This is a genomic window from Arthrobacter sp. P4_H3 (assembly GCF_056400885.1).
On record NZ_JBFUKK010000001.1, the window covers coordinates 148333 to 160340 of the forward strand.

Sequence of the window (12008 nt, forward strand, 5' to 3'; positions counted from 1 at the left end):
GACTCAGGCAAGACGGCGGATCCTGGCGTCGCCGGTTTCAACCCAGTCCAGCAGCAGCTGCCGGCTGACTTTCCCGCGGTCGGTCACTGGCAGCTCCGCCAGGGCAAAATACTGCAGAGGCCGTTTGTCCCTGGGCAGGACACCATCCAGCCCGGCCTTAAGCTGCGTGGCCGTGATGCCGCCGTGGGAGGGGACGACGCCGGCCACCACCCGCTGGCCGCGGACGTCATCGGCCATGCCCGCAGCCACGGCAGCCGCGACGCCGGGGACGGAGGCCAGGGCCAGCTCCACCTCATGCGGATAGACGTTCTTGCCGGCTGTGATGATCATGTCGGAGCGGCGGCCCAGGATGTGGAGCTCGCCGTCCTGCAGGTACCCCTGGTCCCCCACCGTGTACCAGCCGTCGAAGCAGCGAAGCGCCTGCCCGTCGTCTCCCCACAAATAGCCGTTGCTGACCATGCCGCTGCGGACGCAGATGTTGCCGTCCGTGCCGTCGGGAAGCCGTTCGCCGTCGTCGCCCAGGATCCGGACGTCCACGCCGGGGAAGGGTTTCCCGATGCCGGTTCCGCCGGTGTCCAGCGGTTTGCCGGCGCGCAGGCCCGCACCGGAAACGAAGCTCAGTTCGGACGCGCCGTAGTACTCGAAGATGGTGGCCTTGGGCGCCCAGCGTCGGGCGGCCTCGAGGGTGCGGGCATCCAGCTTGGAGCCGGCGCAAATGATGGAGGTAACGCCCGACGCGTCCACGCAGCCGGCCAGTCCCCGCTCGCTGAGCAGCCGCAGCATGGTGGGGACCAGGACCAGCCGGGTGATGCCGTCATGCGTGATGGCGGCATGCACGTCACCGACGTCGAACGACTCCAGGGTATGGAACTCGGAGCCGGCATACAGGCACTCGGAGAGGGCGTACAGGTTGAGGCTGGCCGCCAGCGGGCCCGGGGCGAGCGTCTTGTCCTGCTGCGTCAGTCCGAAGAACTCGATGGACGCCTCGAAGGAAAGCTGCCACGAACGCCTCGACCTCGTGAACGCTTTGGGCACGGACGTTGTGCCGGAGGTCAGGCCGATCAGGAAGGGAGTTTCCGGTCGCCCGTCATGGAGTTCCGTGCGTACAGCCGGGCCGGCTTGGGCGGGTGTAACGTCCGGCTGCGCAGGGATCGGAGTGACGACGGCGGCGTCCAGCCGGACCGCGATGTCAGCCTTGAGCTGCCCTGGCCAGGTGGGATCGAGGACGGCGCATTGCCGGTCCCCTGCCACGGCAGCTGCGAAGGACGCGGCGAAGTCAACGGAGTTGGCCTCGGCGAGTACGGTCACTGCTCCGGCGTCCGGAACCCGGGCCGCGGCGGCATCCCGAAGGGCGGCCCAGCTGAGGTGCCGGCCCGCCACGACGACGGCAGTGTCGTCGGGGCGGTCATCGGCCCAGCGTTGAAGTCTGTTGAGGAAAGGCATCGGATCAACTTTACCGGCCGCGCACGGATCCCGGCCTATCCGGTTCGGCTATCGTGGCAATATGAGTTTCAATGACAACGTCGAGCTGGATCCGTCCCAGGTCCAGGACCGGCGTGGCATGGGTCGTGGGACGAAGATCGGCGGCGGAATCGGGGGCGGAATCATCCTCCTGCTGGCAGCTCTGTTTGGGGTCAATCCGCAATTGCTGGAGGGCCTGACGGGGGCAGGGCCGGACCCGCAGAGCCAGGGTAGTGCACCGGCCTGCCAGAGCGGAGCCGACGCCGACGCCCGCCTCGACTGCCGCATCACGGGAACGGTCAACAGCCTCAATGCATTCTGGCCGGCCTACCTGGCCCAGTACAACACGGAGTATCCGCGCCCCAAGACAGTGATCTTCAGCCGGGCCACCAATACCGGCTGCGGCGGGGCAACCTCCGACGTCGGGCCCTTCTACTGCCCGGCCGACACCACCGCCTACTTCGACCCGGGCTTCTTCCAGGACCTGGTGGACCGCTTCGGCTCTTCCGGCGGCCCGCTGGCCCAGGAATACGTGGTGGCGCATGAATTCGGCCACCACGTCCAGAACGTCCTGGGCAACCTTGACCGGGCCCAGCAGGACCCGCAGGGCCCTGAATCGGGTGCCGTCCGGGTGGAGCTGCAGGCCGACTGCTATGCCGGGCTCTGGGTCAGGTACGCCACAACGCAGCAGGATCCCAAGACCGGTCAGCCCTATCTGGAACCGCTCACCCAGCAGGACCTGAACGATGCGCTGTCCGCGGCATCGGCTGTCGGTGACGACCGCATCCAGGAAGCAGCCACCGGCCGGGTCTCACCGGAGGCGTGGACCCACGGCTCCAGCGCCCAGCGGCAGAAGTGGTTCTACCAGGGCTACCAGACCGGCGACATCAACCAGTGCGACACGTTCAGCGCTTCCACGCTGTAGCTGCATCGGCTGCTGCGTAACTGCCCTTATGCCGCTCCAAAACGGCAGCTTCGGAGCAATCGATGAAAGTACGACGGCGGCCGGCCACCTTCTTGGGGAAGGTGACCGGCCGCCGTCGTATATCAACCAGGTCTATCTACCGGGCGGGCAGGGCTCAGATGTTGAAGCCGAGTGCCCGCATCTGGTCGCGTCCGTCTTCGGTGATCCGCTCCGGACCCCATGGCGGCATCCAGACCCAGTTCAGCCGCCAGTCGTCCACGACGCCGTCGAGGGCCTTGCCCACCTGCTCTTCGATGACGTCCGTGAGCGGGCAGGCCGCCGTGGTGAGCGTCATGTCGATCAGCAGGGCGCCGTCGTCGTCCGAGTACTTCAGGCCGTAGAGCAGGCCCAGGTCAACGATGTTGACTCCGAGCTCGGGGTCAATGACGTCCTTGAGTGCCTCTTCGACATCTTCGAGGCCCGTACGGGCCGCTTTGATTTCGGTCATGGCAGTGTCCTAACTAGGCCTGTGCCACAGCGCTGGCCGCAGCGATGGTGGCTGCACCTGCGCCCGTGGCGTAACGGTCGTAGCCTTCTTCTTCGAGACGGTCGGCCAGCTCCGGGCCGCCCTCTTCGACAACCTGTCCGTCAACGAACACGTGCACGAAGTCCGGCTTGATGTAGCGCAGGATGCGGGTGTAGTGCGTGATGAGCAGCGTGCCCATCTTGCCCTCGGCATGCGCGCGGTTGACGCCCTCGGAAACAACCTTGAGTGCGTCCACGTCGAGGCCGGAGTCGGTCTCGTCCAGGATGGCGAACTTCGGCTTGAAGAGCTCGAGCTGGAGGATCTCCACGCGCTTCTTCTCGCCGCCGGAGAAGCCTTCGTTGACGTTGCGCTGGGCGAAGTCGGCGTCGATGCGCAGCTGCTGCATGGCGGCCTTGACGTCCTTGGTCCAGGTGCGCAGCTTGGGTGCTTCGCCGTCGATGGCCGTCTTGGCGGTCCGCAGGAAGTTGGTCATGGAGACGCCCGGAACCTCAACGGGGTACTGCATGGCCAGGAACACACCGGCGCGGGCGCGCTCGTCCACGCTCATGGCCAGGACGTCTTCGCCGTCCAGCGTGATGGAACCGCTGGTGACGTTGTAACGCGGGTGGCCGGCGATGGTGGACGCCAGGGTGGACTTGCCTGAACCGTTCGGGCCCATGATGGCGTGGGTCTGGCCGGTCTTAATGGTCAGGCTGACGCCCTTAAGGATCTCCTTGGTGCCCTGCTCCGTCTCAATGCTGACGTGCAGGTCCTTGATCTCAAGAGTAGACATGTGTCTTGTTCTCCTCTGCACCGTGCCCTCCGGCGGCGGTGCGGTTTCTCGGCTGAAAAGTTTTCTAAAGCGGGGTGCGGACGGCGTTGAGCGCTGTCAGCTGAAGTTCGGGACTTCGGCACCGTTCACAATGTTGGTGACGTCCACGTAGACGTCGTCGCCGTGAACGGCCACGGCAAAAACAGGAACGGGGTCATAGGCCGGCAACTGGAGCGGCTGGCCGCTGCGGAGGTCGAACTGGGAGCCGTGGCCCCAGCATTCGATCTTGCAGCCTTCGATCTCCCCTTCGGAGAGTGAAATGTCCGCGTGCGAGCACGTGTCACCGATGGCGTGGATTTCGCCCATGGAGTCCTTCACGATGGCTACGGGGTAGTCATCGATCAGGATCCGCAGCGCCTGCTTGAGCTGTATCTCGCTGGCGTTGCAGACAAGCTCGCCTTTTGGCTGGTCAGTCATCTGCTGTAGTCCTGTGTTTTCTCGTGCTGCGCACTAGTTGTTCGTTGCCGCGAGTTCGCGCTCAACGGATGCGATGAGGCGCTCTTCGATGGCCGGCACCTTGATGTGCTGGATGATTTCGTGCAGGAATCCACGGACCACGAGGCGGCGAGCCACGTCTTCCGGAATACCGCGCGCCATCAGGTAGAACAGGTGCTCGTCGTCCAGGCGGCCGGTGGCGCTGGCGTGGCCGGCACCCTTGATCAGGCCGGTCTCGATTTCGAGGTTCGGAACGGAGTCCGCCCGTGCACCGTCGGTGAGCAGCAGGTTGCGGTTCGCCTCGTAGCTGTCGGTGCCCTCTGCCTCCTTGCGGATCAGGACGTCACCAACCCAGACGGCGTGGGCGTTGCGGCCCTGGAGTGCGCCCTTGTAGAGGACGTTCGACTTGCAGTTGGCCACTGCGTGGTCAACGAACAGGCGCTGCTCAAGGTGCTGGCCGGCGTCGGCGAAGTACAGGCCGAGCATTTCAACTTCGCCGCCCGGGGCAGTGAACCGTGCCGACGGGGTGACGCGGACCAGGTCGCCGCCGAGGCTGACCACGATGTGCTTGAACTTGGCGTCCCGGCCGATTTTGGCCTGCTGCGACGAGGCGTGCACGGCGTCGTCGTTCCATTCCTGGAGCGAGATGACGGACAGTTCAGCGCCGTCCTCAACCACGATTTCCACGTTCTCGGAAACAACCGCGCTGCCGTGGTGGTCCAGGACCACTACGGACTTGGAGAACTTCTGGGCAACGATCACGAGGTGCTGCGCGGACGCGTCCGTTCCCTGACCGGTCAGGACAACGTTGATTTCGCCGTCGGCCTCGAACTCTGCAGGAACGGTGATGACCGTCGCCTCGCTGAAGTTTTCCCAGGCGTTGGCGGACACGCGGTCCTCGGGGATGGCTGCGGTGCCGATGCGCTTGTCGTCGCGGCCAACGGTTTCAACCGTGACGGCGTCCGGTGCGGTGACGCTGACGGCGGGAGCTGTGCCGTTGAGGACAGCCGAGTGGAGTCCGCGCAGGCGCTTAAGCGGGGTGAACCGCCAGTCCTCCTCCATGCCGGTCAGCGGCTTGAAGTCCGCCAGATTGTAGGAGGTCAGGCGCCCGGCGCGTGAGCTGTCCGGAATGCCGACGCCGCCGCCATGGGAGTGGCTCTTGACGGCCTCTCCTGCGAGCGGGGACTTGGACCCGGCGGAGTTGATGGGCGAAAGGCTTTCGCCTTCCTCGGTGAAGCCGTTGATGAACGGCTGGGCTGAGGGCGCGCCGATGCGGGCCTTTTCAGTAGTGATGTCAGTCATTAACCGACCGATCCTTCCATCTGCAGTTCAATCAGTCGGTTCAGCTCGAGGGCGTATTCCATCGGCAGTTCACGGGCAATCGGCTCGATGAAGCCGCGGACGATCATCGCCATGGCCTCGTCTTCGCGCATGCCGCGGGACATCAGGTAGAACAGCTGCTCTTCGCTGACGCGCGAAACAGTCGCCTCGTGTCCCATGACCACGTCATCCTCGCGGATGTCGATGTACGGGTAGGTGTCCGAACGGCTGATGGTATCCACCAGCAGCGCGTCACAGCGGACCGTGTTGGCCGAGTGCTTGGCGCCTTCGCGGACCTGGACCAGGCCGCGGTAGGCGGCACGGCCGCCGCCGCGGGCAACCGACTTGGAAATGATGGAGCTCTTCGTGTTCGGTGCGATGTGCACCATCTTGGAGCCCGTGTCCTGGTGCTGGCCTTCGCCGGCGAACGCGATGGACAGGGTTTCGCCCTTGGCGTGCTCACCCACGAGGTAGACGGCCGGGTACTTCATGGTGACTTTGGAGCCGATGTTGCCATCGATCCATTCCATGGTGGCGCCCTCTTCGCAGATGGCGCGCTTGGTGACCAGGTTGTACACGTTGGTGGACCAGTTCTGGATGGTCGTGTAGCGGACGCGGGCGCCCTTCTTCACGATGATCTCCACAACGGCGGAGTGCAGCGAGTCCGAGGTGTAGATCGGGGCCGTGCAGCCTTCGATGTAGTGGACGTAGGAGTCCTCGTCGGCGATGATCAGCGTGCGCTCGAACTGGCCCATGTTTTCCGTGTTAATGCGGAAGTAGGCCTGCAGCGGAATATCCACGTGGACGCCCTTGGGAACGTACACGAAGGAACCACCGGACCACACGGCCGTGTTCAGCGAAGCGAACTTGTTGTCGCCCACCGGGATGATGGTGCCGAAGTACTCCTGGAAGATCTCCGGGTGTTCGCGCAGTGCGGTGTCGGTGTCCAGGAAGATGACGCCCTGGGCTTCGAGGTCCTCGCGGATCTGGTGGTACACAACCTCGGATTCGTACTGCGCGGCGACGCCGGAGACCAGGCGGCTGCGCTCGGCTTCCGGGATGCCCAGCTTCTCGTACGTGTTCCGGATGTCCTCGGGGAGGTCTTCCCAGGTAGCGGCCTGCTTCTCAGTGGAACGCACGAAGTACTTGATGTTGTCGAAGTCGATGCCGGAGAGGTCTGCACCCCAGGTGGGCATGGGCTTGCGGTCGAAGTACTTCAGGCCCTTGAGGCGAAGGTCGAGCATCCATTCCGGCTCGTTCTTCTTGGCCGAAATGTCCCGGACGACTTCGTCGTTGATGCCACGACGTGCGTTGGCGCCGACATCGTTCTTGTCGGCCCAGCCGTATTCATAGGTGCCAATACCGTGAAGCTCGGGATTCTTCTCCAGAATCTCCGAAATCACAGTAGTTTCAGCAACCTTGTTCTCTGATAGTTGGTCCGTCATCACGGCCTTTCTTGCAGATGGTTGGATACTTCGCCCAGGCTGTCCGTGGTGTGTCCGGGACCGTGGGGCCCCTTGGCGGCCGGACGGCCTGTAGGTATGTGGGTGGTGCAGACGTGACCGCCGCGTGCCAGCGTGGACAGCCTGCGCACGTCAACGCCGACGAGCCGTGAGAACAGCTCGGTTTCGACGTCACAGAACACGGGGAACTTGGTGGCCAGCTGCTGGATGGGGCAGTGCCCTTGGCACAGCTGGACGCTGGAGAGCGCTGCCGGGAGCGGCGCTTTGGCTTCAATGGAGGCTGCGGAGGCCACGAACCCGTCACGGCTCAACGCTGCGGACAGTGCCTGCGCCCGTGCGGTGATATCCGGTCCGGCGGCGTCGATCTCCGGCGCATAGCGGCGTTCCATATCGGCAAAGCGCTCGACGGCGAACTCCCGGACCGCGTCGGGTCCGGCGATCTCGCCAAGACGCTGCAGGGCCAAGCCGGCAATATCAAGGTAGTCATCGCCAAGCGATGACTGGCCCTGGGAGCTGAGGACGTAGCGCCGAGCCGGGCGTCCCGCGCGAGCACCGGCCCTTGCCACACGCTTGACTTCGATCACGCCGCTGCGCGACAGGTGGTCCAGGTGGCGGCGGACGGCTGCGGGAGTGAAGCCCAGCAGGTCACCGAGCTCCGCGGCGCTGACCGGCCCGTGCTCCAGCACGGCGCTCAGGACACGGTCCCGCGTGCGCTCGTCCGAGTCAGCAGCGGCCACGTGCGGCGCCGGCGTCGACGGCCGGAACGAACCGGCGGCGCCAGCGGGCGCGTCGGACCCGGTTCGGGGCGCAGAAAGTCGAGTGCTCATGGAATACACAACACAATCATGTCGTAATTTACTCCCCCGTACCAGTAAGGCGAGGCTGACCTACAGTCACATCCGGGGCGGGGCCGCGCGTACTACATCGCGTAGAATGTTTTGGTGCGATCTCCCGATTCCCCCGTCCTGTCCATCACAGGACTCATTAAGGACGTTGGCCCGCTCGCCTCCCTTGACGGCAAGATGCTCCGGGTGGTCAGCGGAGTCTCCCTCGCCGCCGAACGCGGACAGGTCACTGCCCTGCTGGGAGCCAACGGTGCCGGCAAGACTACCACCATCGAATGCGCGCAGGGACTCCAGCGGCGGTCCGGGGGTTCGGTCTCGTTGCTGGGCCAGGATCCGGACACCGCAGGCGCCGAACTGCGTTCCCGCGTCGGCGTCATGCTCCAGGACGGCGGGCTTCCGCCGTCGGCCCGCCCCATTCCCCTGCTCAAACATATCGCCGGAATGTACCGGGATCCGTGGCCGGTCGATGAGCTGATCGAGCGCCTGGGGATTGACAGCTTCAGCCGGACCACAGTCCGGCGGCTCTCCGGCGGCCAGCGGCAGCGGCTGGCCCTTGCAGCAGCACTGGCTGGTAACCCAGAGGTGTTGTTCCTTGACGAACCCAGCGCGGGCCTGGACCCGCAGTCGCGGCAGCTGGTGTTCCAGCTGATTTCCGAACTGCGTGACGCCGGCATGGGAATCGTCCTGACAACCCATCTGATGGACGACGCCCAGCGGCTGGCCGACTATGTGTACATCATCGACGCCGGCAGGAACGTCGCCGAAGGCACGGTGGCGCAGCTGCTGCAGCGGCACATCAGCGCGGACTCCGCCCAGGAACATGTCCGGACACTGCTCTTCGAGTCGCGGCCGGGCCTTGACTTCACGGGCGTCCTGCCGGCCGCCGTCGACGTCCGGGAGGCGCGTGCCGGGAGCTATGCCGTTACCGGAGCGCTGACGCCGGAAGACCTGGCCGCGCTGACAGCCTGGTGGGCCGCGCACGGTATTATGCCCGGCTCGATGAGCCTGGAGGCACGGAGCCTGGAAGACGTATTTTTGGATATTTCGGGAAGGGAGATCCGATGAGCCGGGTTCTCGGCAGCGCCCCCGCCCCGTTGCTCCGCCGCATTCTGCTCCAGGGCAAATACGAAGCCCTGACGATGCTGCGGAACGGTGAACAGCTCATCCTCGCCATCGTCCTGCCCCTGCTGGCCCTGGTCGGCCTGACCGTCACCCCGCTGCTCGACGGCCTCGGTGGCAGCCGGGTTGATGTTGCCGTGCCCGGTATCCTGGCCCTGTGCGCCATGTCCACCGCCTTTACCGGCCAGGGCATCTCCACCGGCTTCGACCGCCGCTACGGAGTGCTGCGCTTCCTGTCCACCACTCCCCTGGGCCGGACCGGACTGATCGCAGGCAAGATCCTGGCCGTCCTTGCCGTTCTGCTCCTCCAGGTCCTGGTGGTCGCCGCGGTGGCTTTCGTTCTCGGCTGGCATCCGACGACGGCGGGCTGGGCTCCGGCGCTGGTGCTCCTGGTCTTGGGGGCGGCAGCCTTTACTGCACTGGGGCTCCTGGTCGCGGGAACGGTCCGTCCGGAAGCGACCCTGGCCATCACCAACCTGCTCTGGATCCTGCTCGGGGCCCTTGGCGGCATCGTGATCCCTGCAGAGCGGCTGCCCGGGCCGGCCCGGGAACTGGTCCACTTCCTGCCCTCCGGGGCGCTGGGCGAGGCCCTCCGGGACGCCTTCCTCGCAGGCACCTTCAATGGGGGCGCCACCCTTATCCTGCTGCTCTGGACGGCATTCGCCGGCGCAGCAGCCATCCGTTGGTTCAAGTGGAATTGAGAAAACCGTGAGTACGGCATCGCGCCTCCCCCAGATTCTCGGACGGATGACGTCCAAGCTGCCCGTAACGGTTGATGCGACCGTTCGCCGGCTGGCCGTCCTGTCGCTCATCGGTCAGACGGTGCTTGTGGTGACCGGCGGGGCCGTCCGCCTCACCGCGTCCGGACTCGGGTGCCCCACCTGGCCCCGCTGCACGGATGTCTCCCTGGTCAACACTCCCGAAATGGGCATCCACGGCTTCATCGAGTTCGGAAACCGGCTCCTGACGTTTGCCCTGGCGGCCATTGCGGCACTCATGCTGGTCTACCTGTGGAACCTCCGCAAGGAGCGCAGGGACCTCTTCCTCCTGGCGCTGGGCCTGCTCGCGAGCATCCCGGCGCAGGCCGTCATCGGCGGCATTACGGTACTCACCCAGCTCAATCCCTGGGTCGTGGGACTCCATTTCCTGGTATCGATGGCCCTCGTCGTGTTTGCGACCCTGCTGGTGAACCGGGCCTACGGCAGAACTGGCAGGTTCCCCGCCGTCGTTCTTCCTGCCCTGCCGGGCGCCGCACGGCCGGTGATGGCCGCCGTCGCACTCTTTTCCGCCCTGGCCGTGACGCTCGGCGTCGTGGTTACCGGGGCCGGCCCGCACGCGGGCGACGCCGACGCCCCCAGGAACGGACTGGACTGGGACCTCTTCTCCCACATCCACGCCGTGCCCGCCTACCTCGTAACGGCCGGCGCCCTTTTCGGCGTGTTCCTCGTGTTCCGGTACCGGATCAGGGGCCCGTTCCGCACCGCGGTCCTGTTGCTGCTGGCAGTCACGCTGCTCCAGGCCGCCATTGGCTTCACGCAGTACTACAACGGCATTCCCGCACTCCTGGTGGGTGCCCACATGCTGGGCGCCGCGCTGCTGATGAGCGCTGCCACGAACGCCGCCGACGTCGCACGGTTCAGCCCCGTCAGGTAGGACGAGGCGGTGACGGAGGACGTTGGCCGCTAAGTAGGACTGGTTCCGTCAAGTAATACAGCCCGAGACATGCACCCCGGCCCGCGAGGACCGGGGTGCATGTCTTTGCACTGCCGACGCTCTCTCAGATCCTGCGGGCTTTCCACCGACGCTCTCTCAGATCCTGCGGGCCAAAACGAAATGCTCCTTCACAGTGTGAAGGAGCATTTCCGGAAAAGCTGCGAGAGGTGAGAGAGCGTTGCCGTTTTTGCCGCAAATAGTGAGAGAGCGTCCTGAGGGGCTTGCCGCGGTGCGGCTGGGTTAGCCCATCACTGCCGACCCCACGAAGGGATCGACCGCCAGCGCGATGAAGAGCAGGGTCAGATAGCTGATGGAGCCGTGGAAGACCTTCATGGCACCCTTGTTGGAGACGTCGCCACCCTGGGCCCGGTTGTAGAGGGCATGCGATTCGTACAGGAACCAGGCGCCGGCCAGGACGGCGGTGGCGGTGTAGACCCAGCCAGCTCCGCCGGCGGGTACCAACAGCAGCGAGCACGCCACCATGGCCCAGGCGTAGAGAACAACCTGTACGGAAACTACCTTCGCACCGGCGATCGCGCCCAGCATCGGCACGTTGGCATTCCGGTAGTCTTCGCCGTAGCGCATGGACAGCGGCCAGTAGTGCGGCGGGGTCCACAGGAAGATCACCATGAACAGCACGATGGCCGGCCATTCCACGGTGTTGGTGACGGCGGCCCAGGCGATCAGTACGGGGAAGCATCCTGCCGCTCCGCCCCAGACGATGTTCTGCGCCGTGCGGCGCTTAAGGATCATGGTGTAGATGACCACGTAAAAGACGATGGCGCCGAGGCCAAGCCACGCCGACAGCGGGTTCGCGCCGAACCAGAGGATGGCGATGGCGGCGGCACCCAGCAGCCAGGAGAACACGAGGGCCTCGCGCGGGGTGACCTCGCCGGTGACGAGGGGGCGCTTTTCCGTGCGGTGCATCAGCTTGTCGATGTCACGGTCTATGTAGCAGTTGAACGCGCCGGCACTGCCCGCGGCGAAGGCTCCGCCGACGAGGGTTGCCAGGATCAGCCCGATGGAGGGGAATCCGCGTTCGGCGTAAATCATGGTGGGCAACGTGCTCACGAGGAGGAGCTCAATGACCCGCGGTTTCGTGAGGGCAAGGTACGCCTTGGCTTTGCGGGCTATCCCAATCTTTCCGGGGAGCCGGGAGGCGTTCAGCGGCGTATCTGTTGTGCTCACGGTGGCAGTCACTCTGTTCTGTCTGGCTGTTCAGTCCGGCTGGTTCTCGCAGCGGCGGGGGCCCAAAGCGGGCCCGCTCCCTCCGGCGGTGGCCTCCGAATATCATACCGTGGCTCTCCGGCCGCCAAAGCCTCCACAATTCCGGCAGGTTAACCGATCCTCACAGCAGCCGCACGACTCGGTGATTCATATAAGAAAATTC

The 12008-nt window shown here is 65.3% G+C and carries 12 protein-coding genes; 4 read left to right on the forward strand and 8 right to left on the reverse strand.

Annotated features, from left to right (window positions below; translation table 11 throughout):
* Window positions 1-3: 3 nt before the first annotated feature.
* Window positions 4-1443, reverse strand: coding sequence for a class I adenylate-forming enzyme family protein (locus AC1DRE_RS00720; RefSeq protein WP_476982897.1), 1440 nt, complete (start codon window positions 1441-1443; stop codon window positions 4-6).
* Between the two features lie 61 nt (window positions 1444-1504).
* On the opposite strand from AC1DRE_RS00720, the gene ypfJ reads away from it, so the two are divergent.
* Window positions 1505-2386 (forward strand): KPN_02809 family neutral zinc metallopeptidase, encoded by an 882-nt coding sequence (gene ypfJ, locus AC1DRE_RS00725; RefSeq protein WP_476982898.1) that lies wholly within the window; start codon window positions 1505-1507, stop codon window positions 2384-2386.
* A 154-nt stretch (window positions 2387-2540) separates the two neighbouring features.
* Here the strand turns inward: ypfJ and AC1DRE_RS00730 are convergent, their stop codons facing one another.
* From AC1DRE_RS00730 to AC1DRE_RS00755, 6 genes are all read right to left on the reverse strand, one after another.
* Complete coding sequence (locus tag AC1DRE_RS00730) at window positions 2541-2873, reverse strand: metal-sulfur cluster assembly factor (RefSeq protein WP_011691953.1); 333 nt, start codon at window positions 2871-2873, stop codon at window positions 2541-2543.
* Between the two features lie 13 nt (window positions 2874-2886).
* On the reverse strand, window positions 2887-3684 hold the full coding sequence (gene sufC, locus AC1DRE_RS00735; RefSeq protein WP_104174202.1) for a Fe-S cluster assembly ATPase SufC: 798 nt from the start codon (window positions 3682-3684) through the stop codon (window positions 2887-2889).
* Window positions 3685-3780: 96 nt separating this feature from the next.
* On the reverse strand, window positions 3781-4140 hold the full coding sequence (locus AC1DRE_RS00740) for a non-heme iron oxygenase ferredoxin subunit (protein ID WP_476982899.1): 360 nt from the start codon (window positions 4138-4140) through the stop codon (window positions 3781-3783).
* A gap of 33 nt (window positions 4141-4173) precedes the next feature.
* Entirely contained in the window at window positions 4174-5460 is a 1287-nt protein-coding gene (gene sufD, locus AC1DRE_RS00745; protein ID WP_476982900.1) for a Fe-S cluster assembly protein SufD, read from the reverse strand.
* Window positions 5460-6923, reverse strand: coding sequence for a Fe-S cluster assembly protein SufB (sufB, locus tag AC1DRE_RS00750; RefSeq protein ID WP_104174199.1), 1464 nt, complete (start codon window positions 6921-6923; stop codon window positions 5460-5462). The genes sufD and sufB overlap by 1 nt, the downstream gene beginning before the upstream one ends.
* A complete protein-coding gene (locus AC1DRE_RS00755; protein ID WP_476982901.1) occupies window positions 6923-7768 on the reverse strand; it encodes a helix-turn-helix transcriptional regulator in 846 nt (281 codons plus the stop codon). Before AC1DRE_RS00755 ends, sufB begins: the two co-directional genes overlap by 1 nt.
* 114 nt (window positions 7769-7882) lie before the next feature.
* On the opposite strand from AC1DRE_RS00755, the gene AC1DRE_RS00760 reads away from it, so the two are divergent.
* From AC1DRE_RS00760 to AC1DRE_RS00770, 3 genes are read left to right on the forward strand one after another with little or no spacing between them, the layout of a single operon-like run.
* The gene (locus AC1DRE_RS00760; RefSeq protein ID WP_476982902.1) at window positions 7883-8851 is read left to right on the forward strand and encodes an ABC transporter ATP-binding protein; all 969 of its coding nucleotides are present in this window, start codon (window positions 7883-7885) and stop codon (window positions 8849-8851) included.
* Window positions 8848-9606 carry an ABC transporter permease gene (locus AC1DRE_RS00765; protein ID WP_476982903.1) on the forward strand — a complete coding sequence of 253 codons (759 nt, stop codon included), beginning with the start codon at window positions 8848-8850 and terminating at the stop codon, window positions 9604-9606. The genes AC1DRE_RS00760 and AC1DRE_RS00765 overlap by 4 nt, the downstream gene beginning before the upstream one ends.
* 7 nt (window positions 9607-9613) lie before the next feature.
* Window positions 9614-10558, forward strand: a complete 945-nt coding sequence (locus AC1DRE_RS00770) for a COX15/CtaA family protein (protein WP_476982904.1) — start codon at window positions 9614-9616, stop codon at window positions 10556-10558.
* A gap of 300 nt (window positions 10559-10858) precedes the next feature.
* Here the strand turns inward: AC1DRE_RS00770 and AC1DRE_RS00775 are convergent, their stop codons facing one another.
* Entirely contained in the window at window positions 10859-11818 is a 960-nt protein-coding gene (locus AC1DRE_RS00775; RefSeq protein ID WP_364126596.1) for a heme o synthase, read from the reverse strand.
* Window positions 11819-12008: the final 190 nt, after the last annotated feature.

Excerpts from the sequence above, each read along its gene's own strand:
- AC1DRE_RS00755 (WP_476982901.1), bottom strand. The coding sequence starts at position 7,768 with ATGAGCACTCGACTTTCTGCGCCCCGAACCGGGTCCGACGCGCCCGCT.
- sufC (WP_104174202.1), bottom strand. The coding sequence starts at position 3,684 with ATGTCTACTCTTGAGATCAAGGACCTGCACGTCAGCATTGAGACGGAG.
- ypfJ (WP_476982898.1), top strand. The coding sequence starts at position 1,505 with ATGAGTTTCAATGACAACGTCGAGCTGGATCCGTCCCAGGTCCAGGAC.
- sufD (WP_476982900.1), bottom strand. The coding sequence starts at position 5,460 with ATGACTGACATCACTACTGAAAAGGCCCGCATCGGCGCGCCCTCAGCC.
- AC1DRE_RS00740 (WP_476982899.1), bottom strand. The coding sequence starts at position 4,140 with ATGACTGACCAGCCAAAAGGCGAGCTTGTCTGCAACGCCAGCGAGATA.
- AC1DRE_RS00720 (WP_476982897.1), bottom strand. The coding sequence starts at position 1,443 with ATGCCTTTCCTCAACAGACTTCAACGCTGGGCCGATGACCGCCCCGAC.
- sufB (WP_104174199.1), bottom strand. The coding sequence starts at position 6,923 with ATGACGGACCAACTATCAGAGAACAAGGTTGCTGAAACTACTGTGATT.
- AC1DRE_RS00730 (WP_011691953.1), bottom strand. The coding sequence starts at position 2,873 with ATGACCGAAATCAAAGCGGCCCGTACGGGCCTCGAAGATGTCGAAGAG.
- AC1DRE_RS00765 (WP_476982903.1), top strand. The coding sequence starts at position 8,848 with ATGAGCCGGGTTCTCGGCAGCGCCCCCGCCCCGTTGCTCCGCCGCATT.